We start from the raw sequence: 23351 nt of genomic DNA, 5'->3' as shown, positions 1-23351 counted from the left end.
AAAAGTGACGATCCTCAGGATGCAGTATCCGCGGACGCCAGATCGAGCACGCCGAAAATAGGATCCTGATCCAGCACCCGCACCTCGTGGTAGCCGCGGGTCGCCAGCCGTTCGCGGAAGGCCTGCTGGAGCGATGGCTGGTGCATGCCTAGCCCCGAGCCCAGAACGATCGGGCCACTGAGCCCGAGCTGGTGTGCCACCTGGGCAGCCATCGCAGCGAGGTCCTCCCCCGCCTGAGCGATCATCGCCAGGGATTCCTCATGCCCAGCGGCAGCAGCGTTGAAGACCACCGGCGAGGTGGCCGCCCAGTAGCGTCGCGAGGTTCCGGAATGGAAGTGCGCAATCAGCTCACCCGGTTCCCGTAGTCCGCAATGAGCCAGTAGCGCCTGGGTCAGTTGGTCCGGGGCCAGACCCAGATTCATCCGGTGCAGGCTGTGGCGCACAGCCTCCCGGCCAAACCAGTAGCCGCTGCCCTCGTCCCCCAGCAGGTAGCCCCAGCCACCGGCACGGGCTTCCTCGCCCTGCTCATTGGTGCCCCACGCAGCGGAACCGGTTCCGGCGATGACGGCGACCCCGGTAACGGCATGGCCAGCGGCCAGCAGCAGCCGGGTGTCATGGACCACGACCACCGGGACGCCCGGTGCGAGCGGGCGGATCAGCCCAGCCAGCGCCTCGGCGTCGGCCTCGGTATCGATCCCACCGGATCCGGCAAAAACCCGGGCGACCGCCTTGGGGGAAAAATCGGCCAATAGTGCGGCAAACAATTCGGCAAGATTCGCGGCCGCCTGATCGACGCTGACATTCTGCACATTGGCGCTGCCGACCTCGTGATCGACGACGACGTTGCCATCCACCCACAGGATCCCTCGAGTTTTGCTTCCTCCGATGTCCAGGCCGATGATGGCCTGAGGAGCAGCGGCGGCAGGCTGAGTCGTTGCGTTCACGTCCCCCAGCATAAGGGCAGGCCCGGAGAGTTCCTGAGAGAAGGCACCATGTTTTCGTCATCACTGATCGTCGCCCCGATGGCGGGCGGCCCCAGTACCCCCGAGTTGGTTACGGCAGCGGCGCAGGCAGGTGCGCTGGGCTTTCTTGCCGCGGGCTATCTGAGCGCGCAGGCGCTCAAGGCGCAGCTTGAACAAGTCCGTGACGCCGGAGTCGACTACGGCGTCAACCTCTTTGTGCCAACGGAATATGCGCCAGCAGACCTCGCTACGGACCGGGCGATGATCCTCCAGTACCGCAATACCCTGGAGGCGGAAGCCCTTCGCTACGGCATTGATCTTCCGGAGGTTCCCGGACCGGAGGCCCACGATTTCTGGCAGGACGACGATGGCTGGCAGGAGAAACTGGACCTTCTGCTCGCCCAGCCCGCCCCCTGGCTGAGTTTCACCTTCGGCCTGCCGGGCAGGGCTGAGATCGACGCCCTGCATCGCGCGGGCAGTCGGCTGCTGGCCACCGTGACCACCGTCGAGGAAGCGAGTGCTGCCCAGGACCGTGGCGTGGATGCCCTGGTGGTCCAGCACTCTTCAGCCGGGGGCCACAGTGGGGCATTTCTGAGCCCGGAAACTCTGGGGCCAGCCGATCTGCCCTCACTGGTCCAGGCACTACGACGGACGTCCCCGCTGCCCCTGGTGGCCGCCGGGAGCATCAGCAACCGGACAGCGGTCGATGCCGCGCTGCAGGCGGGTGCCGATGCGGTCCAGTGCGGAACGGCTTTTCTGCTCGCCGAGGAAGCTGGCACCAGACGGCTCCACCGAGCGGCCCTGGAGTCCGGGCACTTTCACACCACTGCCCGCACCCGTGCCTTTACCGGACGATGGGCCCGCGGTCTGGAGAATCGCTTCATCCGGGAGCACCCGGATGCGCCCCGGGGATACCCACAGATTCATCGGATCACGGCACCCTTGCGGGCTGCGGCGGCGCAGGCGGGCGATGCCGAGGCGATGAGTCTGTGGGCCGGCAGCGGCTTCGGTGAGGTGTCGAGTGGCTCGACGGCGCAGATCGTCGGCCGACTACTCGGCTGAGTTCGCTGGTCAGGTGAGTTCGCTGGTCAGGTCAGTTCGCTGGCTGGACTGCGTCCGCCTGCTCGCACAGGCACCGGGGGACGTAAGATGCACTCTATGGCTCACTCTGTTCCCACCGCCCGCGACGACGCGCGCGATTCGGGCTCCCGCACCGGCATCGACGGCCTGGATGAGATCGACCGGAAAATCCTGTCCCTGCTGATCGACGACGCCCGGATGACCAATCGGGACGTCGCCGATGCCGTTGGCATCGCCCCCTCGACCGCGCTGATGCGCACCCGCGCTCTGCAGGAGCGCGGCGTCATCGTGGGCTTTGAGGCTGTGGTGAACCTCAGTGCCATAGGCCGCTCGGTCCAGGCGCTGATCGCGGTCCAGCTGCGCGCTCACGATCGGGATCAGATCGACCGCTTCACCTCCACCGTGCCGCAGCTGCCCGGCGTTCTGGCCACCTTCCACACCTCAGGATCCGTGGACTACCTGCTGCATATCGCGGTACCCAGCGCTGAGGCCCTGCGCGACTGGGTCCTCGATCATCTGACCACCGATCCCGTCGTCGGCCACACCGAGACCACGCTGGTCTTCGAACGCATCCCTGGGCGATCCGGCCCGCTCTGAGAACACCCGCCGGTCCTGCTTCCACCGCTCCAACTCCACGCAACAGAACGTCCTGTGATACCCCTCGCCCGGCCGCCGGTCCATAATAATCGCGTGACGATCATTGATAACGCCGTATATGTCAACGGGCAGCGCACCGCTGACCCGGTCAGTCTGCAACAGACCTACGAGACGCTCGAGGCCCGTGGCGGAATGGCCTGGATCGGCCTGTACCGGCCGACTCCGGCGGAAATGGCCTCGGTGGCCAGCGAATTCGGGCTGCACCCGCTGGCGGTGGAGGATGCGATTGCTGCGCACCAACGGCCCAAGATCGAGCGCTACGACGACATTCTCTTCACCGTGCTGCGGCCGGCCCGTTATCTGGACGAAGAGGAAGAGGTCGAGTTCGGTGAGCTTCATATCTTCACCGGCAAGGACTTTGTCGTCACCATCCGCCATGCCGAAGAAGTGGGCGTCGCGCAAGTGCGTCAACGGCTGGAGCACCAGCCCGAGTTGCTGGCTCTGGGACCGGAGGCGGTGCTGTACGGTCTGCTGGATCAGGTGGTGGATGACTACGCCCCCGTGGTTGCCGGTCTGGAGAACGACATTGATGAGATTGAGGATCAGCTCTTCACTGGAGGTCCTCACGTCTCTCACCGCATCTACAAGCTCTCCCGCGAGGTGATCCAGTTTCAGCGTGCGCTCCACCCGCTACTGGGGATCATCGCGACCTTGCGCAACGGCTTCGACACCCGCGGTGTGGACATCGAGCTGCAGCGCAAATTGCGCGATGTCGAGGATCATGTGGCGGGGCTGACGGCCCGGGCGGACGGCTTCCGGCAACTGCTGCAGAACGCGCTGACCGTCGACGGCACGCTCACCGCGAACCGGCTCAACGAGGCCAGCGCCGCGCAGAATGAGGAGGTCAAGAAGATCTCCTCCTGGGCCGCCATCTTCTTCGCTCCGAGCTTTGTGGCGGGGGTCTACGGCATGAACTTCACCATCATTCCGGAACTCCACTGGGAGTACGGATACCCCTACGCGCTCGCTCTGATGGCCGCGCTGGCCGGCGGCATGTATCTCATCTTCAAAAAGAAGAAATGGCTCTGAGCCGCCCCTGAGCCGGTACGTCGTTTTTCGTGATGTTCACCTGCTGTTCAGTGGCGAGCCCTAGGCTGAATCTACGTTCAGATTCCACACGACCCCTGGGGAGGTCACCTATGGCACGCTCACGCATCCGGACCGAGGCCACTACGCCATCGTCCATCACCAGCACACCGCCTGACCCGCAACGCCACCTGTTGCGCGCGGGCGACAGGATCCGTCTGGAATACCCCAATGGGGCCTCCAATCACGGCAGAGTGGATACCCACACCGCGGACCATTCGGTCCTCTGGGTACACCTCGATGACGGTCAGGGCCGCAGCATGGTGCTTGCTGAAGACGCGGTGCAGATCGTCCGGCAGGACAACGACTGACCTCCGCCCCGAGCACCCGCCGAAGACGCCGAAAGGCCCCGTCCCAAGGGACGGGGCCTTTCGTTCGGTGCGAGCTGTGGAGCCGGCGGGATGGGCCTACTTGGCCTTCTCCAGGATCTCCACCAGGCGCCAGCGCTTGGTGGCGGACAGCGGACGAGTCTCGCTGATCAGCACCAGGTCGCCGATTCCGGCGGTGTTCTCCTCATCATGAGCCTTCACCTTGGAGGTGCGGCGCATGACCTTGCCGTAGAGCGCGTGCTTCACGCGATCCTCGACCTCGACCACAATGGTCTTCTGCATCTTGTCAGAAACAACGTAGCCGCGACGGGTCTTGCGGTAACCACGCGCGGAGCTGTTCTGCTCGCTCTCAGCGGTCTCGGTCACGGTCGTTTCCTTGATCTCTTCACTCATTTGGCTGCCTCCTCGGTGGCCTCAGCATCGGCAACTTCCTCCGACTTTGCGGCCTTCTTGGAAGACTTCTTCTTCGCCTTCGCCGTATCCTCGACCACGGCAGCGACGACCTCGGCACGAATGCCGAGCTCGCGCTCACGCAGCACGGTGTAGATGCGGGCGATATCGCGCTTGACGGCGCGCAGACGACCGTGGTTCTCCAGCTGGCCGGTAGCCGACTGGAACCGCAGGTTGAACAGTTCTTCCTTGGCCTTGCGCAGTTCTTCGGCCAGACGCTCCTTATCGAGGCTGTCCAGCTTGTCGATTGCCAAATCCTTGGTTCCTACTGCCATCTCTATTCACCACCCTCACGACGGACGATTCGTGCCTTCAAAGGCAGCTTGTGGATGGCACGCGTCAGAGCTTCGCGAGCCAGTTCCTCATTGACGCCGGCAACCTCGAAGAGGATCCGGCCGGGCTTGACGTTGGCGATCCACCATTCCGGCGAACCCTTACCGGAACCCATACGGGTTTCGGCAGGCTTCTTGGTGATCGGGCGGTCAGGGTAGATATTGATCCACACCTTGCCACCACGCTTGATGTGACGGGTCATCGCGATACGAGCGGACTCGATCTGACGGTTGGTCACATACGCCGGGGTCAGAGCCTGGATACCGAACTCACCAAAGGTGACCTTAGTACCACCGGTTGCCTGACCGGAACGGCCGGGGTGGTGCTGCTTACGGTGCTTCACACGACGTGGAATCAACATTTAGGCTTCACTCCCTTCGGCTGCCGGAGCCTCGGCAGCTGCCTCGGTCCGCTCGGGGCGACGAGCGCCACCACGGTTGTTGTCGCGGTTGTTGTCCCTGCGGGGTCCACGGTCATCGCCATCGCGACGGGGGCCACGTCCACGGGCCGGAGCAGCAGCTGCCTGCTGAGCCAGTTCCTTGGCAGTGACATCACCCTTGTAGATCCAGACCTTCACACCGATGCGGCCGAAGGTGGTCTTGGCTTCGAAGAAGCCGTAGTCGATGTTCGCGCGGAGGGTGTGCAGCGGCACACGACCTTCGCGGTAGAACTCGGAACGGCTCATTTCAGCGCCACCCAGACGGCCGGAGCACTGCACCCGGATGCCCTTGGCACCGGCACGCTGTGCGGACTGCATGGCCTTCTTCATCGCACGGCGGAAAGCCACACGGGAAGAGAGCTGCTCGGCGATGCCCTGGGCCACCAGCTGAGCTTCCATCTCGGGGTTCTTCACCTCGAGGATGTTCAACTGAACCTGCTTGCCCGTGAGCTTCTCAAGCTCGCCGCGAATGCGGTCTGCTTCAGCGCCACGACGACCGATCACAATACCCGGACGGGCGGTGTGGATATCGACGCGAACGCGATCGCGGGTGCGCTCGATTTCAACCTTGGCGATGCCTGCGCGCTCCATGCCGGTCGACATGAGCTGGCGGATCTTCACATCCTCGCGGACGAAATCCTTGTAGCGCTGGCCGGCCTTGTTCGAGTCGGCGAACCAATGCGAGACATGGTCGGTGGTGATACCGAGGCGGAACCCGTGCGGGTTGACTTTCTGTCCCACTTAGTTCTCCTCCTCACTCGGCGTGGCAACAACCACAGTGATGTGGCTGGTGCGCTTCTTGATGCGGTAGGCGCGCCCCTGGGCACGCGGCTGGAACCGCTTCATGGTGGGGCCTTCATCAACGAAAGCTTCGCTGATGTAGAGGTCGCTTTCATCGAAAGCGACGCTGTCCCGGTCGGCCAGCACGCGGGCGTTAGCCACTGCGGACTGGAGTGCTTTGAAAACCGGCTCCGAAGCTGCCTGGGGGGCAAACTTCAGAATCGCCAGGGCCTCATTCGCTTGCTTACCACGAATCAGGTTGACGACGCGCCGGGCCTTCATAGGCGTTACGCGGATGTGCCGCGCAATAGCCTTGGCTTCCATTGCTTTCCTTCTCTCGTCTTGCCGAAAGAGCTACACCTCTAAGCCGAGGCTTAGCGGCGCTTGCCCTTGCGGTCGTCCTTCACATGGCCGCGGAAAGTCCGCGTGGGAGCGAATTCGCCCAATTTGTGCCCGACCATCGATTCGGTGATGAACACCGGGATGTGCTTGCGGCCGTCGTGCACGGCGATGGTGTGCCCGAGCATGTCGGGGATGATCATCGACCGGCGGGACCAGGTCTTGATGACGTTCTTGGAGCCCTTTTCGTTTTCCCGGACGACCTTCACAAAGAGGTGCTGGTCAACGAAAGGACCCTTCTTCAGACTGCGTGGCATGTCTCCAGGCTCCTATCGCTTGTTCTTGCCAGTACGACGGCGACGCACAATAAGCTTGTCGCTCTCTTTGTTCGGACGGCGGGTACGGCCCTCAGGCTTGCCATTCGGGTTGACCGGGTGGCGACCACCGGAGGTCTTGCCTTCACCACCACCGTGCGGGTGATCCACCGGGTTCATGGCAACGCCACGAACGGTCGGGCGGATGCCGCGCCAGCGGTTACGTCCAGCCTTACCCCAGTTGATGTTGGACTGCTCGGCGTTGCCGACCTCGCCCACCGTTGCACGGCAACGCACATCAACGTTACGGATTTCACCGGAGGGCAGACGCAACTGAGCGAAGCGGCCTTCCTTGGCGACCAACTGCACCGAAGCACCAGCCGAGCGGGCCATCTTAGCACCGCCACCGGGACGGAGCTCCACCGCGTGAATCACCGTACCCACGGGGATGTTGCGCAGCGGCAGGTTGTTGCCAGGCTTGATGTCCGCAGCGGGACCCGCCTCGACGAAGTCGCCCTGCTTGAGCTTGTTCGGAGCAATGATGTAACGCTTGGTGCCGTCCACGTAGTGGAGCAGCGCAATGCGAGCGGTACGGTTTGGATCGTATTCGATCTCCGCAACCTTGGCATTGACGCCGTCCTTGTCGTGACGACGGAAGTCGATCAGACGGTACTGACGCTTGTGTCCACCACCCTTGTGACGGGTCGTGATTTTCCCGGTGTTGTTACGGCCACCGGATTTCGGCAGCGGACGGACCAGAGACTTCTCCGGCGTCGACCGCGTGATTTCTGCAAAGTCGGCAACGCTCGAGCCACGACGGCCCGGGGTTGTCGGCTTGTATTTACGGATTCCCATGATGTGTCCTCGTTAAAGTGGTCTCCGCTTAGGAAAGCGGACCGCCGAAGATGTCGATAGTGCCTTCCTTCAGGGTGACGATGGCGCGCTTGGTGCTCTTGCGCTGCCCCCACCCGAGGCGGGTCCGCTTACGCTTACCGGCACGATTGATGGTGTTGATCGAATCCACCTTGACGGAGAAAATCTTCTCCACGGCGAACTTGATCTCGGACTTGTTCGAGCGGGGATCAACCAGGAAGGTGTACTTACCTTCGTCGATCAGTCCGTAGCTCTTCTCCGAGACGACCGGTGCGAGCACCACGTCACGGGGGTCCTTGAGGTGAGTAATGGAGTTTTCGCTCACTTTGCGTCCTCCTCGGTCTCAGCAGCCTGATCCGACTCGACGTCCTCCACCAGCACCTCGGTGAAACTGACACCGAAAGCCTCGGAAGCAGCCTTGCCCGAGACAAAAGCCTCATAGGCAGCCTGGGTGAAAATGACATCATCGGAGATGAGAACGTCATAGGTGTTCAGCTGGTCGACGTACAGCACGTGCACCTCGGCCAGGTTGCGCAGCGACAACGCGGCAACGTCATTGGAGCGCTCGATGACGACCAGCAGGTTCTTCCGCTCAGACACGGCGAGCAGCGTGGCCCGTGCGTCCTTGGTGGAAGGCGTGGTGCCAGCAACGAGCTCAGCGACAACGTGCACGCGGCCGTTACGGGCCCGATCGGAGAGGGCACCGCGCAGAGCAGCAGCCTTCATCTTCTTGGGGGTCCGCTGGCTGTAGTCGCGCGGGGTCGGTCCGTGGACGACGCCACCGCCGGTCATGTGAGGAGCACGGATGGAGCCCTGACGAGCGCGGCCGGTGCCCTTCTGCTTGAACGGCTTGCGACCGGCACCGGAGACCTCGGCGCGAGTCTTCGTCTTGTGCGTGCCCTGGCGTGCAGCAGCGAGCTGGGCAACGACGACCTGGTGCAGCAGCGGCACGTTGGTCTGGACGTCGAAGATCTCGGCTGGCAGGTCAACCTTGACGATATTGGATGTGGTAGCCATGGTCTTATGCTCCCTTCGCGGCGGAGTTTGACTTGACCGCGGTGCGAACCAGGACAACCTGGCCACGGGCACCGGGGACGGCACCCTTGATGAGCAGCAGGCCCTTTTCGGCATCAACAGCGTGAACGGTGAGGTTCAGCGTGGTGTGACGAACAGCACCCATACGACCGGCCATCCGCACACCCTTGAACACGCGGCTGGGCGTCGAGGCCCCACCGATGGAACCGGGCTTGCGGTGGTTCTTGTGGGCACCGTGCGAGGCACCCACGCCGTGGAAGCCGTGACGCTTCATGACACCGGCGAAACCTTTACCCTTGGAGGTTCCCACGACGTCGACCTTCTGGCCGGCCTCGAAGAGCTCCACGGAGAGTTCCTGACCCAGGGTGTAGTCAGCGGCATCGTTCGTACGGATTTCCACCACGTGGCGGCGAGGGGTAACCCCGGCCTCCTGGAAGTGGCCGACGAGCGGCTTGCTCACCTTGCGGGGATCGATCTGGCCGTAGCCGATCTGCACCGCGGTGTAGCCGTCTTTCTCAGCGTTGCGCAGCTGGGTGACGACGTTGGAGTCGGCCTGGACAACAGTGACGGGAACAAGCTTGTTCTCCGCGTCCCAGACCTGGGTCATGCCGAGCTTCGTGCCCAGGATTCCCTTAACAATGCGGGTTGTGGTCATAGTTTCTCAGCACCTCCCTTAAAGCTTGATTTCGATGTTCACGTCGGCCGGCAGGTCGAGACGCATCAGCGAATCGACAGCCTTGGGCGTGGGATCGATGATGTCGATGAGCCGCTTGTGCGTGCGCATTTCAAAGTGCTCGCGGCTGTCCTTGTACTTGTGGGGCGACCGGATGACGCAGTAAACGTTCTTCTCCGTCGGCAGCGGCACGGGGCCGACTACCGTCGCGCCCGCACGGGTGACCGTCTCAACGATCTTCCGAGCTGAAACGTCAATGACCTCGTGGTCATACGACTTCAGCCGGATGCGGATTTTTTGTCCCGCCATGGCTTAGGGCTCTCTTCCTGACATGCTGCTTAGTTCATTCCCCGACGTTCGTCGAGGAATCAATCAGTGCATACCCGCAAACGCTGAATCCGGAGCAATACCGGGTTCCTCAACATTCCGGACACCGACCCCCGCGCTCGGGCGTGTCGCGATTTTGACGCACAACACACCCTCAACTTCGGGGTTGGTTGGTTATGTTTAGGCTTCGACATGGACCCTCACACTCGGCATTATCCGAATGGGGACGCGACGGAGCGCTTGAACAACTTATCCAGTATGCCGGATGTCGGTGAGAAAAGCCAACCGACCGCTTCTCCCCCGCCCAACTGGGTAGTAGTAGTTGCTGAAAATCCGCTGTTTTTGAGCAACTATTGCCACCTAGTTGTACCGCCCAGGGAGGCTGGGAGGTGTGGGCTACTCCCCGCGGTTGGCGCGGCGAATCTGCTGGTAACGGTCAATCTCCCGACCGAAGGTCTTCCTCAGCCCGAAGACGACGCCCACCAGAACCACCACCACGATCAACACGATTAGCCAGGTCATGGTCACTCCTGAAGGGAAGCCGGGAATTTCCTCCACTGTATCAAGGGCTCAGGTCAGTGGTTAAACGACAGGAACCCCGTCCAGAAGGACGGGGTTCCTGCGAAGGAGTTCTGAGAACTACTTCAGGATCTTGGTCACACGACCTGAACCAACGGTGCGGCCGCCTTCGCGGATAGCGAAGCCGAGGCCCTCTTCCATAGCGATCGGCTGGATCAGCGCGACCGTCATCTCGGTGTTGTCGCCAGGCATGACCATCTCGGTGCCTTCGGGCAGCGTGATGACGCCGGTGACGTCCGTGGTGCGGAAGTAGAACTGCGGACGGTAGTTCGAGTAGAACGGGTTGTGACGGCCGCCTTCATCCTTGGACAGGATGTAGACGTTGGCCTCGAAGTCGGTGTGCGGGGTGATCGAACCCGGCTTCACCACAACCTGGCCACGCTCGACATCGTCGCGCTTGAGGCCACGGAGCAGCAGACCACAGTTCTCGCCAGCCCAGGCTTCGTCGAGCTGCTTGTGGAACATCTCGATACCGGTGACCGTGGTCTTCTGGATCGGGCGGATGCCGACGATCTCGACCTCGGAGTTGATGGCGAGGGTGCCACGCTCGGCGCGACCGGTCACCACGGTGCCACGACCGGTGATCGTGAAGACGTCCTCGATCGGCATCAGGAAGGGCTTGTCGCGGTCACGAACCGGGTCCGGAACCGAGTTGTCGACAGCTTCCATCAGGTCCTCAACGGACTTGACCCACTCGGGATCGCCTTCCAGAGCCTTCAGGCCGGAAACGCGAACCACGGGAGCGTCGTCACCGTCGAAGCCCTGCGAGGACAGAAGTTCACGAACTTCCATCTCCACCAGGTCAAGGAGTTCCTCGTCCTCAACCATGTCGGACTTGTTCAGCGCAACCAGCAGGTAGGGAACGCCCACCTGGCGGGCCAGCAGAACGTGCTCGCGGGTCTGAGCCATCGGGCCGTCAGTGGCGGCAACCACGAGGATTGCACCGTCCATCTGAGCCGCACCGGTGATCATGTTCTTGATGTAGTCAGCGTGACCCGGCGCGTCGACGTGAGCGTAGTGACGCTTCTCCGTCTGGTACTCCACGTGGGAGATATTGATCGTGATACCGCGCTGGCGCTCCTCGGGAGCCGAGTCAATCGACGCGAAATCGCGCTGCTCGTTGAGATCCGGGTACTTGTCGTACAGCACCTTGGAAATGGCTGCCGTCAACGTGGTTTTTCCATGGTCGACGTGACCAATGGTACCGATGTTAACGTGCGGCTTAGTCCGCTCGAACTTTGCCTTCGCCACGGGTTCCTCCTAGAACGTTTTTCAGTTGACTTCCTCTCAGGACGCTTGTCGTCGCTGAAACCTTAGCAAGTCTACTGGTGGTCATTGATTTTGTTGAAATTACTGGCCGCAAGGCCCACTCAGAGAGTGGACTTTACTCGCCGCGCGCTTTCTGGATGATCTCGTCGGCCACAGCCTTCGGGACCTCCGCGTAGCTGTCGAACTGCATGGAGTACACGGCGCGGCCCTGGGTCTTCGACCGCAGGTCACCGATGTACCCGAACATTCCGGACAGCGGAACCAAGGCCCGGATGACCTTGACGCCACTGGCGTCCTCCATGGACTGCATCTGTCCACGACGGGAGTTGAGGTCACCGATCACATCCCCCATGTACTCCTCGGGCGTGCGGACCTCCACCTCCATCAGAGGTTCGAGCAGAACCGGATCTGCCTTCCGAGCGGCTTCCTTGAACGCCATGCGACCGGCAATCTTGAAGGCCATTTCGGAGGAGTCAACATCGTGGTAAGCGCCGTCAAGCAGCGTTGCCTTGATGCCGACCACGGGGTACCCGGCGAGCACACCATCGGTGAGCGCGCTTTGGATGCCCTGGTCCACGCTGGGGATGTACTCACGCGGAACGCGGCCACCAGTGACCTTGTTCTCGAATTCGTACAGCACACCATCTTCAGAGGTGAAGGGCTCGATCGCGATCTGAACCTTCGCGAACTGGCCGGATCCACCGGTCTGCTTCTTGTGCGTGTAGTCGTGCTTATCCACCTTGCGGCGGATCGTCTCGCGGTAAGCAACCTGGGGCTTGCCCACATTGGCTTCGACACGGAACTCGCGACGCATGCGATCCACCAGGATGTCCAGGTGGAGCTCGCCCATACCGGCAATGATGGTCTGGCCGGTGTCCTCGTCGAGGTTGACCTGGAAGGTCGGGTCCTCAGCGGAGAGCTTCTGGATGGCCGTAGAGAGCTTCTCCTGGTCACCCTTCGTCTTGGGCTCGATGGCGACCGAGATGACGGGCTCAGGGAAGCTCATCGACTCGAGCACGATCGGCTTGGCGATGTCAGCCAGGGTGTCACCGGTGGTGGTGTCCTTCAGGCCGATGGCAGCGTAGATGTGGCCGGCGAGTGCTTCCTCCACCGGGTTCTCCTTATTGGCATGCATCTGGAAGAGCTTGCCAATGCGCTCCTTCTTGCCCTTGGTCGAGTTGATCACCTGGGTTCCCGACTCGATCTGGCCGGAGTACACGCGGATGAAGACCAGCTGGCCGAAGAACGGGTGCGTGGCGACCTTGAACGCCAGAGCGGAGAAGGGCTCCTCCACACTGGGCTTACGGGTCATCTCGACCTCGGAGTCCTTCGGATCGTGACCGATCATCGGAGGAACATCCAGCGGGGACGGCAGGAAATCGACCACGGCATCGAGCATGGGCTGCACGCCGCGGTTCTTGAAGGCTGAACCGCAGAGGATCGGGTAGACCTCCGAGGCGATCGTCATCTTGCGGATGCCGGCCTTGATCTCGGCCAGAGTCAGCTCTTCGCCCTCAAGGTATTTCTCCATGAGTTCTTCAGAGGACTCGGCAACCGTCTCGACGAGAGCTGCACGGTACTCGTTGGCCTTCTCCACCATGTCGGCGGGGATTTCCTGAACTTCGTACTTTGCACCCATGGTCACATCGCCCTTGGCATCGCCAGGCCAGACCAGTGCGCGCATCTCGAGCAGATCGACGACGCCGACGAAGTCGTTCTCGGCACCGATGGGGAGCTGGATCACCAGGGGCTTGGCACCCAGTCGGTTGATGATGGTGTCCACCGTGAAGTAGAAGTCCGCGCCCAGCTTGTCCATCTTGTTGACGAAGCAGATACGGGGAACATCGTACTTATCGGCCTGACGCCACACGGTCTCCGACTGCGGCTCCACGCCTTCTTTGCCGTCAAAGACAGCAACGGCGCCGTCGAGCACGCGCAGCGAACGTTCCACCTCAACGGTGAAGTCCACGTGACCGGGGGTGTCGATGATGTTGATCTGGTTACCGTTCCAGAAAGAGGTCACCGCGGCAGAGGTGATCGTGATGCCGCGTTCCTTTTCCTGTTCCATCCAGTCGGTCGTCGACGCGCCGTCGTGGGTTTCGCCGATCTTGTGATTCACACCCGTGTAGAAAAGGATGCGCTCGGTAGTAGTGGTCTTACCGGCATCGATGTGGGCCATGATGCCGATATTGCGGACCTTGGTGAGGTCGGTAAGCACGTCCTGTGCCACGGTGTCTCCCTAATTCAAGGTGTTGAGCTGTGGGGAAGGCCTTCCGGCTGTTGGCCGGAGACCGATTGCCGGAGCCGACTCGTTCCCTCAGGAGACGAGTCGGTCCCACCAATCGAGATGGACTACCAGCGGTAGTGTGCGAAGGCGCGGTTGGCTTCGGCCATCTTGTGCGTGTCTTCGCGGCGCTTCACCGCGGCACCGAGACCGTTGGAGGCATCCAGGATCTCATTGCGCAGACGCTCGGTCATGGTCTTCTCGCGGCGGGCCTTCGAGTAGCCGACGAGCCAGCGCAGAGCGAGCGCCGTGGCGCGACCGGGCTTGACCTCAACCGGCACCTGGTAGGTGGCGCCACCGACGCGGCGGGACTTCACCTCGAGGCTCGGCTTGATGTTATCCATGGCCTTCTTGAGCGCAGCCACAGGATCGCCACCGCTCTTCTCGCGGGCACCTTCCAGTGCGCCGTAGACAATGCGTTCAGCCGTGGACTTCTTGCCATCGAGCAGGATCTTGTTGATCAGCTGGGTGACCAGCGGGGACCCGTAAACCGGATCAACGACGAGCGGCCGCTTCGGGGCCGGACCTTTGCGGGGCATGTTACTTCTTCTCCATCTTCGCGCCGTACTTGCTGCGAGCCTGCTTGCGGTTCTTCACACCCTGGGTGTCAAGAGCGCCGCGGACGATCTTGTAGCGAACGCCGGGGAGATCCTTCACACGACCACCGCGCACCAGCACGATGGAGTGTTCCTGCAGGTTGTGGCCCACACCGGGGATGTACGCGGTGACCTCGATACCGCCGGCGATACGCACACGGGCGACCTTACGCAGAGCCGAGTTCGGCTTCTTCGGGGTGGTGGTGTACACACGGGTGCACACCCCACGGCGCATCGGATTGCTCTTCAACGCGGGAGCCTTGGTCTTGGCGACCTTGGGCGAGCGGCCCTTCCGGACCAGCTGATTAATAGTTGGCACTGATACTTCTCCGTCTTTCCGTGACCCGAAGCGCCCGGGTCTCGTCGTTCTGCCCCACACCCCGCTCAAAAGCTCTGAGGCTGGGGAGAAGCAGTGTTTACTCGTCCTGCAGCCCATTTCGGTTCACATTCACCACGACATCAACCGCGCTGGGCTGATGAGGGCAAACGAGGGAAGTCCAAAGTCCCTAGGCATGCAAAAAGGTGGCATTTGTTGCACAAGCTGCGTGCAACGCGGAACGGGATCCTCTGCCATCAAACAATTACGTCCAGATTACCACACGGATCGGATCCTTTATGCCGCTGGCGCCATACGCACGGCTGGCCCCGCTGCTCCCGACCCCTTCAGATGCCCAGCCCCCGCAGGACCTTCCGGGCCAGACCGAAGGAGATGGTCATACCGACGCCGCTCGTCACGCTGACCGCCGTCCTGCGCTCATCCAGGGCTGCGACCAGATAGGGGTGCTGCGGACTCGCCGCATAGATACCCTGCCAGCGTTCCAGAACCCGGAACGGGATGCCACCGAGCAGCCTCGCCACCCGGTCCAGCAACACCCTCGACGTGTCCTCCGAAAGGAAGGGCTCCTGAGCGAGATCCATCAGATGGGAGTCCCCCACCAGCAGCGTGCCATCGGGTCGCTGGGTGAACATGATATTCGCATCGATCTCCACCACCGCGGGGTCCAGGGCGGCGATCTCGGCGCGCAACCGGGCGGCCGCAGGCTGCTCGGTAAAAGCCGGGTAGCGCAGCATGGAGGTTCCACTGAGTACCGCCGGGTGAACCCGCAGCCCCGCAGGAACCTGAACCCTGGCCATCTGCAGGGCGCAGCGGCGGATCTCGTGATCGGCCGCCAGCAAGGGGTACAGCTGATCCAGATCATGCCCCGCACAAACGATCGTCTGTTCGGCACGGATGGCACCCCTGCTGGTCTGGACCCGGAGGGAATCACCCGACATGGCGGTCGGTAGGTATGAGGTATTCCAGAAGAACTGCACTCCCTCCCCCGCCAACCAGGCCGCCAGGGACGGTGCTGCCTCACGCGGATCCACTCGTAGATCGTCGCGCAGCCAGGCACCACCGAGGATCTCCGCCTGCCCGCCACTGAGCGCCTCACGGACCTCGGCTGCAGTACGCAACTGGACCTGGCCGGCATCGCGCGCGGTGCTCAACTCCTCCAGCACCTGCAGCTCGATGCGGCTGCGCGCCACAGCAAGCGCTCCGGACTCCGCCGAGAAGAACCCGGCGGCTGCGCTGGCCGCCAACCAGGAACTTCGACCCGCCATCGCCAGTTCCAGCAGTTCGCCGCTCTGAGCCGTGATGCAGCAGTGCCCGAAGTTTCGAATCGACGCGCCCGTAGGCCGGTAGTCACGATCGACGACGGCCACCCGCAACCCTCGATGGTGTGCTTCAAAGGCATGAGCCAGGCCGACGATGCCAGCACCGACCACCAGCAGGTCAACCTCGGCCAGGAGGGTGCTCAGGGGGTCGCCCGATGACGCTGAGGAGGCAGGCAGGCTGGAGGGGAGAACCATAGCTTCAGAATGCCGGTCGCCGAGCGGCAGATTCAAGCCGAACGAGGCCTTGTATAGACAAGTTTGCCGATTGTTCATATCCGTGTGATGGAGTGAAGCCATGTCTGTTCCTCTGCACGAGCGGCTCAGCAACGAATTCCGTGACCGAATACGCTCCGGAGCCTGGCCAGAAGGCTGCCATGTCCCCTCCGAAGCTCAGTTATGTGACGAGTTTTCCGTCTCACGGGGGCCCGTCCGGCAAGCCCTCGCCACCTTGCGTCAGAATGGCATGATCACTGGAGGCCGGGGCCGGTCCCCTCTGGTAAGGGGGCCGGTGCCGTCACAGTCCTTCGCCACTTTCATGTCCTTTACCCAGTGGACGGAAAACATCGGACGGGCGCCCGGGCAGCAGACCCTGGAAATCTCTCGTCACCCGGCAGGAGACTATGTTGCCGAACAGCTCGACATCGCGCCAACGGATCCGGTCGTCTCGATCCGTCGCCTGCGCCTGCTCGACGGCGAACCAGCCATGCTGGAGCACTCCCACTATCTGGCCGAGGTAGGAAGCCTGCTGTTCTCCTTCGACACTGACTCCGGTTCGACCTACCGCTATCTTCAGGATCACGGCGTGGTGCTCAGCAGCGCGCGTCACTTCATCGATGCGGTGGCTGCGGACGCCTTCGATGCCGAACACCTCACCGTGGAGCAGGGCGCTCCCCTGTTGCGGGAGCGCCGGATCAGTTTCAACGATGCGGGGGTGCGGCTGGAGTACGGCGAGGACAAGTACCGGCCCGAGCTGGCCAGCTTCACCATCGACAACACGCTGCCCAACCGGACGCCACTGGCCCGCATCGACACTCACCCCGGAGGAGAATCATGATTCAGCTCGCCGTCTTCGATATGGCCGGGACCACGATCAATGACCACGGACTGGTCTATCGCGCTCTGCGCGAAGCCGTTGAGCAGGCCGGGGCCACCGTGGCGCAGACCGACCTCCAGCGGTGGATGGGCACTGATAAGGTCAGCGCCATCCGTGCGCTTATGCCGCTGGGTGGCGTGGAAGCGACCGAGCAGTCAGTGTTGGCAGCCTTTGATCGCTTCCGCACCCTGTTGGCACGGTTCTACCGCGAGCAACCCCCGGTGAGTCTTCCCGGAGTCGAGGCGGCTCTGCGCACGCTTCGCGGGAGAGGGGTGGCGATCGCACTGACCACCGGCTTTGATCAGGCGGTCGCCTGGCCGCTGCTGGCCTCCCTGGGCTGGAAGCAGGGTGAGCAGTTCGATGCCGCGGTGACCAGCGACGAGGTCAGCGCAGGCCGGCCCGCGCCCTACCTGATCCACCACGCAATGGAAGCCACGGGTGTGCAGGACGTCAAGCAGGTCATCTCCAGCGGAGACACCCTGGTGGATGTGCTCTCCGCGCAGCGGGCGGGCGTCCGATCCGTGGGCGTACTCACCGGAGGACTGAGCGCCGAGGACTTTGCCGGCATCGGCCCTGATTATGTGCTGGCCAGCGCGGCGGAGCTGCCCGGACTGCCGCTCTTTGGCTGAGTCAGGCTCCTCAGCCCGTCACATCCGGGGTGAAGTTGGCTTTACCATCCTTGATCTCGGTGACCTTGCCGAAGACCATGAAGCTTCGGTTATCCAGGGAACCGGTGCCGGTCTGAGTGGCACTGTCCAGCTTGGCACTCCAACTGGCTGAGCCGGAGGTGGTGCTCAGCACCAGCCAACCGCCGGAGTTGGTCCACTCCGCCACCTGCACGGTGGGCCGGGAGTTGATCACCCACTTTGCGTCGCTGATGGTGTATTTGAGGATTGGGTCCGTGGTGTTGCCGGAAAACGGGCAGCCGGTCAGCACCAGGCTGCCCTTGGCAGCGCAGCCGTCCTCATACGCCCCGACGGCGTCAGTGATGGCCTTCTTCCCGGCATCGGTCAGCACAGCCTTCAGCGTGGCGGTTGCAGGCCCTTTCCCGGCGAAGGAATCCACCGTCACGGAGACGTCGGCAACGGTGAAGGCTGCGTCCTGGGTGGCGACCTTGACCGGGTAGGTCCCCGGCAGCGCCTTCAGAGTGATGCTTTTCAGCGAGGCAGGAACTGCTCCGGCCGCGGCCACCACCTGAGGCTTGATGGCGACCCCGGCAACAGTCGGCGCGATGCTGGCTGGGGCAGTGAAGTTCACCGTCAGGCTGGGCAGGGCCACCGGTTCCAGGGTCCAGGTGTCCACCACAATATCCTTACCTGAGGCATGCAGCGTGAAGTCGACGGGGATGTCTGACGAGCCCGTCGACAGCGTGGCCGGGACCGTGGCCTTGCCATTGGAGACCGTCGTCTTTCCGAGCGTGTAGGAGGACACCCGGTTGCTGAGCGAACCGTAGACCTTGTTATTGATCAGTGTTTTGTCCGCATCGGTCAGGTCAGTGGAGCTCAGCGCCAGGGCCTCTTCCACCTGGCCGGCAACCAACTTGTCCAGAAATGCTTTGACCTGGTTCTCGGGGGCATGACTGGAGCTGGCGTTCGCATACCAGAGTCCACATCCAACCACGATCAGGATCAGCGCCAGCACACCACTACCCAACCCGATCAGCAACCCCTTGCGGCTCTTGCGCTGCTGCGGCGGAACCTGCTGCGGCGGAACCTGCTGCGGATAGCCCTGTGAAGCGTAAGGAGCATAGGCGGGCGCTGGGGAGACCGGAGGCTGCTGTGAGGGAGGTGGGTATCCGGCCGGGGCCTGAAATCCACCACCGCGCGGCCCGGACGGCGAATACCCCGGGCGAGGCGGAACTGGTGCAGCGCCGGGGTTCGGGGGCGGTGGGAATTCCTGACTCACGGCAACTCTCCGTTCCTTCTGGGCTCGATCAGACACACTCAACAGGCTTTGCACAATCATACGGAGAAACAATCGAAGGTGACGAGGGCCACTGGATCACGACATCATCTCGGTCAGTGCGCAACTGGACACTGAGCACCGACACACGGCCGGTTAAACGCCAGAGGCGCCCTCCAGGAAAGGAGAGCGCCTCTGGCGTCAGTACGTCAATCGTCAGCGGAAGTCGCTGCCCAGATCGTAGTCATCCAGCGGGATGGCGTGGAACTCGGGTGACAGGTCGCCGCCCACTGCCGCGTAATCGAAATCGCTGAACGCGCTCGACGCCGTGAACAGATTGGCCTTGGCCTCTTCCGTCGGCTCCACCGTAATGTCGGTGTAGCGCGGCAGACCGGTGCCGGCCGGGATCAGCTTGCCGATGATCACGTTCTCCTTCAGGCCGAGCAACGGATCGCTCTTGCCTTCCATGGCCGCCTGGGTGAGTACCCGGGTGGTCTCCTGGAAGGAGGCCGCGGAGAGCCAGGATTCGGTCGCCAGTGAGGCCTTGGTGATACCCATGAGCTCGTTACGGCCAGAGGCCGGCTTCTTGCCCTCAGACACCACGCGGCGGTTCTCCGACTCGAAGCGACCGCGCTCGGCGAGCTCGCCGGGCAGCAGGTCGGAATCGCCGGACTCGATCACGGTCACGCGACGGAGCATCTGACGGACGATGACCTCCACGTGCTTGTCGTGAATGCCCACACCCTGGCTGCGGTACACCGACTGGACTTCCTCCACCAGGTGCTTCTGTGCGGCACGCGGGCCGAGCACACGCAGTACCTGCTTCGGATCGACCGCGCCGACGACGAGCTTCTGCCCGACCTCGACGTGCTCACCGTCAGCCACCAGCAACCGCGCACGGCGCAGTACCGGGTAGGCGATCTCTTCGCTGCCGTCGTCCGGGGTCAGCACGAGGCGGAGCTGACGCTCGGTCTCCTCGATGCTGATCCTGCCAGCTGCCTCCGCGATCGGCGCAACACCCTTGGGGGTACGCGCCTCGAAGAGCTCCTGGATACGGGGCAGACCCTGGGTGATGTCCTCGCCACGGCTGGCGGACACAGCACCACCGGTGTGGAAGGTACGCATGGTCAGCTGAGTACCGGGCTCACCGATCGACTGCGCGGCGATGATGCCGACAGCCTCGCCGATGTCCACGGTCTTACCCGTAGCCAGCGAACGGCCGTAGCACAGAGCACAGGTTCCCACCGCGGACTCACAGGTGAGTACGGAGCGGACCTTGATCTCCTCGATGCCGGCCGCGAAGAGCTCCGCGATCAGCACGTCGCCGACGTCGGCACCGGCCTCGGCCAGCACCTTGCCCTTGGCGTCGCGCACCTCGGTGGCGAGCGTCCGGGCGTAGACGGAGTTCTCGACCTCTTCGTGCAGCACGATCTCGCCGGTCGCATCCGTGACGGCGATCGGCAGAGTCAGGCCACGCTCGGTGCCACAGTCCTCTTCACGGACGATGACGTCCTGCGAGACATCCACCAGACGACGGGTCAGGTAACCCGAGTTGGCGGTACGCAGAGCGGTATCGGCCAGACCCTTACGGGCACCGTGGGTCGCGATGAAGTACTCCAACACCGACAGGCCCTCACGGTAGGAGGACTTGATCGGGCGAGGGATGATCTCACCCTTCGGGTTGGCCACCAGACCACGGATACCGGCAATCTGACGAACCTGCATCCAGTTACCACGAGCACCGGAGGAGACCATGCGGTTGATGGTGTTGGTCGGCGCGAAGCTCTTCCGCATCGCATCAGCCACATCATTGGTCGCCTGGTTCCAGATGTCGATCAGTTCCTGACGACGCTCGTCATCAGCGATCAGACCCTTCTCGAACTGGGACTGCACCTTGGCGGCCTTGGCCTCGTATCCAGCCAGGATCTCCGGCTTGCTGGCCGGAACCTCGATGTCGGAGATCGCCACCGTGACGCCCGAACGGGTCGCCCAGTAGAAACCGGCATCCTTGAGGTTGTCCAGCGTCGCGGCCACAACCACTTTGGGGTAACGCTCAGCCAGATCGTTCACGATGGCGGAGAGCTGGCCCTTGTCTGCAACAGCCTCAACCCAGGGGTAGTCGGCAGGCAGGGTGTCGTTGAAGAGCACCTGACCCAGCGAGGTCTCCACGATCGTGGGCTGACCGGGCTCCCAGCCTTCCGGAGCTTCCCATCCCGCGTATGGCACGAAGTTGTCCAGACGGATCTTGACCTTCGCGTTGAGGTGCAGAACACCGGCATCGTGAGCCATGATCGCCTCAGCAGGCGAGACGAACACGCGCCCCTCACCGACAGCGCCTTCACGCTTGGTAGTGAGGTGGAACAGACCGATGATCATATCCTGCGAGGGCAGGGCGACCGGACGGCCATCCGAGGGCTTGAGGATGTTGTTCGAGGAGAGCATCAGGATGCGCGCCTCCGCCTGGGCCTCGGGGCTCAGCGGCAGGTGAACTGCCATCTGATCCCCGTCGAAGTCAGCGTTGAACGCGCCACAGACCAACGGGTGCAGCTGGATGGCTTTGCCCTCCACCAGCTGGGGCTCGAAGGCCTGGATGCCAAGGCGGTGCAGGGTTGGTGCACGGTTGAGCAGCACCGGGTGTTCGGTGATGATCTCTTCCAGCACATCCCAGACCTGCGGGCGGTAACGCTCGACCATGCGCTTGGCGCTCTTGATGTTCTGTGCATGGTTGAGGTCAACCAGGCGCTTCATCACGAACGGCTTGAAGAGCTCCAGAGCCATCTGCTTGGGCAGACCACACTGGTGCAGCTTCAGCTGCGGGCCGACAACGATGACCGAACGGCCCGAGTAGTCAACGCGCTTACCGAGCAGGTTCTGACGGAAACGACCCTGCTTGCCCTTGAGCATGTCACTGAGCGACTTCAGCGGACGGTTACCTGGACCGGTGACCGGACGGCCACGACGGCCGTTGTCGAAGAGGCTGTCAACAGCTTCCTGAAGCATGCGCTTCTCGTTGTTGACGATGATCTCCGGAGCACCCAGATCAAGCAGGCGCTTGAGGCGGTTGTTGCGGTTGATCACACGGCGGTAGAGATCATTCAGGTCGGAGGTCGCGAAGCGGCCGCCGTCGAGCTGAACCATCGGGCGCAGTTCCGGCGGGATGACCGGGACGGCGTCCAGGACCATGCCCAGCGGGCTGTTGTTGGTGGTCAGGAACGCGTTGACAACCTTCAGGCGCTTCAGGGCACGCGTCTTGCGCTGGCCCTTACCGTTCTGAATGATGTCGCGCAGCAGCTCGGACTCGGCCTCCATGTCGAAGGTCTCGAGGCGCTTCTTGATCGCCTCGGCGCCCATCGAGCCCTCGAAGTAGAGACCGTAGCGGTCACGCAGTTCGCGGTAGAGCGCCTCGTCACCTTCCAGGTCAGCGACCTTGAGGTTCTTGAAACGGTCCCAGACCTGCTCCAGGCGCTCGACGTCGGCATCAGCGCGCTTACGCACGTTGGCCATCTGACGGTCGGCGGAGTCGCGGGCCTTCTTCTTCTCGGCAGCCTTGGCGCCCTCACCCTCGAGCTTGACCAGCTCACCTTCGAGGTCGCGGGCAATCGCGGCAATATCAGCGTCGCGGGTGTCCACGAGCTGCTTTTTCTCCAGATCGTGCTCAGCCTGCAGATTCGGCAGGTCCGCGTGGCGGCCTTCCTCATCCACGCTGGTGATCATGTAAGCGGCGAAGTAGATGACCTTCTCAAGGTCCTTCGGCGCCAGGTCCAGCAGGTAGCCCAGGCGGGAGGGCACACCCTTGAAGTACCAGATGTGGGTGACGGGTGCGGCCAGCTCAATGTGGCCCATCCGCTCGCGACGCACCTTGGCACGGGTGACTTCAACGCCACAACGCTCACAGATGATGCCCTTGAAGCGGACGCGCTTGTACTTACCGCAGTAGCACTCCCAGTCCCGGGACGGGCCGAAGATCTTCTCGCAGAAGAGGCCGTCCTTCTCGGGCTTGAGGGTGCGGTAGTTGATGGTTTCGGGCTTCTTGACCTCGCCGTACGACCACTCACGGATGTCTTCCGCGGTAGCCAGGCCGATCTGCATGAGTCCGAAGGTAGATTCGCTGGACATAGGGTCCTGTCTCTCTGTCGTGAAAATCTGAAGTCTTACGAGTCTGTGTGTCTGGTGTGCTGCGAGTGCGGAGGAAAGCCAAGCCCTAGGCGCCTGCTTCGCTTGCGGTTGGGGCAGTTTCTTTCGTGTCGGCTCCGCCGCCACGTAGAAACTTTCCTGCCCCACCCTTGGCGCTGCTC

Annotated in this window: 26 protein-coding genes and 1 pseudogene; 7 read left to right on the top strand and 20 right to left on the bottom strand. The window is 62.7% G+C overall.

The window, feature by feature from the left end:
- Window positions 1-14 precede the first annotated feature (14 nt).
- Window positions 15-956: an N-acetylglucosamine kinase gene (locus tag QQM37_RS06735; protein WP_285725845.1), complete on the bottom strand. Its 942-nt coding sequence runs from the start codon at window positions 954-956 to the stop codon at window positions 15-17.
- A gap of 36 nt (window positions 957-992) precedes the next feature.
- Between QQM37_RS06735 and QQM37_RS06730 the strand changes: the two genes are divergently transcribed.
- The 4 genes from QQM37_RS06730 (at window position 993) to QQM37_RS06715 (ending at window position 4096) form a co-directional block, all read left to right on the top strand.
- On the top strand, window positions 993-2024 hold the full coding sequence (locus tag QQM37_RS06730) for an NAD(P)H-dependent flavin oxidoreductase (RefSeq protein WP_285725844.1): 1032 nt from the start codon (window positions 993-995) through the stop codon (window positions 2022-2024).
- A gap of 96 nt (window positions 2025-2120) precedes the next feature.
- On the top strand, window positions 2121-2639 hold the full coding sequence (locus QQM37_RS06725) for an Lrp/AsnC family transcriptional regulator (RefSeq protein WP_285725843.1): 519 nt from the start codon (window positions 2121-2123) through the stop codon (window positions 2637-2639).
- 93 nt (window positions 2640-2732) lie between these two features.
- The gene (corA, locus tag QQM37_RS06720) at window positions 2733-3728 is read left to right on the top strand and encodes a magnesium/cobalt transporter CorA (protein ID WP_285725841.1); all 996 of its coding nucleotides are present in this window, start codon (window positions 2733-2735) and stop codon (window positions 3726-3728) included.
- A gap of 110 nt (window positions 3729-3838) precedes the next feature.
- Window positions 3839-4096 (top strand): hypothetical protein, encoded by a 258-nt coding sequence (locus QQM37_RS06715; protein WP_285725839.1) that lies wholly within the window; start codon window positions 3839-3841, stop codon window positions 4094-4096.
- A 96-nt stretch (window positions 4097-4192) separates the two neighbouring features.
- On the opposite strand, the gene rpsQ is transcribed toward QQM37_RS06715, so the two are convergent.
- The 17 genes from rpsQ to QQM37_RS06630 all read right to left on the bottom strand — a co-directional run bounded on the left by rpsQ (window position 4193) and on the right by QQM37_RS06630 (window position 16256).
- Window positions 4193-4507: a 30S ribosomal protein S17 gene (gene rpsQ / locus QQM37_RS06710; protein ID WP_285725838.1), complete on the bottom strand. Its 315-nt coding sequence runs from the start codon at window positions 4505-4507 to the stop codon at window positions 4193-4195.
- Window positions 4504-4839: a 50S ribosomal protein L29 gene (rpmC, locus tag QQM37_RS06705; RefSeq protein WP_285725837.1), complete on the bottom strand. Its 336-nt coding sequence runs from the start codon at window positions 4837-4839 to the stop codon at window positions 4504-4506. Before rpmC ends, rpsQ begins: the two co-directional genes overlap by 4 nt.
- A 2-nt stretch (window positions 4840-4841) precedes the next feature.
- Window positions 4842-5258: a 50S ribosomal protein L16 gene (rplP, locus tag QQM37_RS06700; protein WP_285725836.1), complete on the bottom strand. Its 417-nt coding sequence runs from the start codon at window positions 5256-5258 to the stop codon at window positions 4842-4844.
- Complete coding sequence (rpsC, locus tag QQM37_RS06695) at window positions 5259-6077, bottom strand: 30S ribosomal protein S3 (protein ID WP_285725835.1); 819 nt, start codon at window positions 6075-6077, stop codon at window positions 5259-5261.
- Window positions 6078-6440 (bottom strand): 50S ribosomal protein L22, encoded by a 363-nt coding sequence (rplV, locus tag QQM37_RS06690; RefSeq protein WP_285725834.1) that lies wholly within the window; start codon window positions 6438-6440, stop codon window positions 6078-6080.
- A 50-nt stretch (window positions 6441-6490) separates the two neighbouring features.
- Window positions 6491-6772, bottom strand: a complete 282-nt coding sequence (gene rpsS, locus QQM37_RS06685; protein WP_285725833.1) for a 30S ribosomal protein S19 — start codon at window positions 6770-6772, stop codon at window positions 6491-6493.
- 12 nt (window positions 6773-6784) lie between these two features.
- Window positions 6785-7624, bottom strand: a complete 840-nt coding sequence (gene rplB, locus QQM37_RS06680; RefSeq protein WP_285725832.1) for a 50S ribosomal protein L2 — start codon at window positions 7622-7624, stop codon at window positions 6785-6787.
- 28 nt (window positions 7625-7652) lie between these two features.
- Window positions 7653-7967, bottom strand: coding sequence for a 50S ribosomal protein L23 (gene rplW / locus QQM37_RS06675; RefSeq protein WP_285725831.1), 315 nt, complete (start codon window positions 7965-7967; stop codon window positions 7653-7655).
- The gene (rplD, locus tag QQM37_RS06670; RefSeq protein WP_285725830.1) at window positions 7964-8659 is read right to left on the bottom strand and encodes a 50S ribosomal protein L4; all 696 of its coding nucleotides are present in this window, start codon (window positions 8657-8659) and stop codon (window positions 7964-7966) included. The genes rplW and rplD overlap by 4 nt, the downstream gene beginning before the upstream one ends.
- 4 nt (window positions 8660-8663) lie before the next feature.
- Window positions 8664-9332, bottom strand: a complete 669-nt coding sequence (gene rplC, locus QQM37_RS06665) for a 50S ribosomal protein L3 (protein WP_285725829.1) — start codon at window positions 9330-9332, stop codon at window positions 8664-8666.
- Window positions 9333-9350: 18 nt separating this feature from the next.
- On the bottom strand, window positions 9351-9659 hold the full coding sequence (gene rpsJ / locus QQM37_RS06660) for a 30S ribosomal protein S10 (protein ID WP_003803825.1): 309 nt from the start codon (window positions 9657-9659) through the stop codon (window positions 9351-9353).
- Window positions 9660-10073: 414 nt separating this feature from the next.
- Window positions 10074-10199, bottom strand: a complete 126-nt coding sequence (locus tag QQM37_RS06655; RefSeq protein WP_285725828.1) for a hypothetical protein — start codon at window positions 10197-10199, stop codon at window positions 10074-10076.
- A 117-nt stretch (window positions 10200-10316) separates the two neighbouring features.
- Window positions 10317-11507, bottom strand: coding sequence for an elongation factor Tu (gene tuf / locus QQM37_RS06650; protein WP_285725827.1), 1191 nt, complete (start codon window positions 11505-11507; stop codon window positions 10317-10319).
- A 133-nt stretch (window positions 11508-11640) separates the two neighbouring features.
- A complete protein-coding gene (gene fusA, locus QQM37_RS06645) occupies window positions 11641-13755 on the bottom strand; it encodes an elongation factor G (RefSeq protein ID WP_285725826.1) in 2115 nt (704 codons plus the stop codon).
- Between the two features lie 122 nt (window positions 13756-13877).
- Entirely contained in the window at window positions 13878-14348 is a 471-nt protein-coding gene (gene rpsG, locus QQM37_RS06640; RefSeq protein WP_285725825.1) for a 30S ribosomal protein S7, read from the bottom strand.
- A 1-nt stretch (window position 14349) separates the two neighbouring features.
- Entirely contained in the window at window positions 14350-14724 is a 375-nt protein-coding gene (rpsL, locus tag QQM37_RS06635; RefSeq protein WP_285725824.1) for a 30S ribosomal protein S12, read from the bottom strand.
- 344 nt (window positions 14725-15068) lie between these two features.
- Window positions 15069-16256, bottom strand: a complete 1188-nt coding sequence (locus tag QQM37_RS06630; RefSeq protein WP_285725822.1) for a TIGR03364 family FAD-dependent oxidoreductase — start codon at window positions 16254-16256, stop codon at window positions 15069-15071.
- Between the two features lie 100 nt (window positions 16257-16356).
- Between QQM37_RS06630 and QQM37_RS06625 the strand changes: the two are divergent.
- The 3 genes and pseudogenes from QQM37_RS06625 to QQM37_RS06615 all read left to right on the top strand — a co-directional run.
- A pseudogene (locus QQM37_RS06625) lies at window positions 16357-16539 on the top strand (GntR family transcriptional regulator); the annotation flags it as partial.
- 57 nt (window positions 16540-16596) lie between these two features.
- A complete protein-coding gene (locus QQM37_RS06620; protein ID WP_285725976.1) occupies window positions 16597-17115 on the top strand; it encodes a GntR family transcriptional regulator in 519 nt (172 codons plus the stop codon).
- The gene (locus tag QQM37_RS06615; RefSeq protein WP_285725821.1) at window positions 17112-17783 is read left to right on the top strand and encodes a phosphonatase-like hydrolase; all 672 of its coding nucleotides are present in this window, start codon (window positions 17112-17114) and stop codon (window positions 17781-17783) included. Before QQM37_RS06620 ends, QQM37_RS06615 begins: the two co-directional genes overlap by 4 nt.
- Before the next feature lie 10 nt (window positions 17784-17793).
- On the opposite strand, the gene QQM37_RS06610 is transcribed toward QQM37_RS06615, so the two are convergent.
- Both QQM37_RS06610 and QQM37_RS06605 read right to left on the bottom strand, forming a co-directional pair.
- Complete coding sequence (locus tag QQM37_RS06610; protein ID WP_285725820.1) at window positions 17794-19059, bottom strand: hypothetical protein; 1266 nt, start codon at window positions 19057-19059, stop codon at window positions 17794-17796.
- A 213-nt stretch (window positions 19060-19272) separates the two neighbouring features.
- The gene (locus QQM37_RS06605; protein WP_285725819.1) at window positions 19273-23172 is read right to left on the bottom strand and encodes a DNA-directed RNA polymerase subunit beta'; all 3900 of its coding nucleotides are present in this window, start codon (window positions 23170-23172) and stop codon (window positions 19273-19275) included.
- Between the last annotated feature and the right edge of the window lie 179 nt (window positions 23173-23351).

Source organism: Psychromicrobium xiongbiense (genome assembly GCF_030271165.1).
GTDB classification, from domain to species: Bacteria; Actinomycetota; Actinomycetes; order Actinomycetales; family Micrococcaceae; genus Renibacterium; species Renibacterium xiongbiense.
Note: the sequence above shows the minus strand (reverse complement) of the source record. Positions and strands in the feature narration are given on the sequence as shown.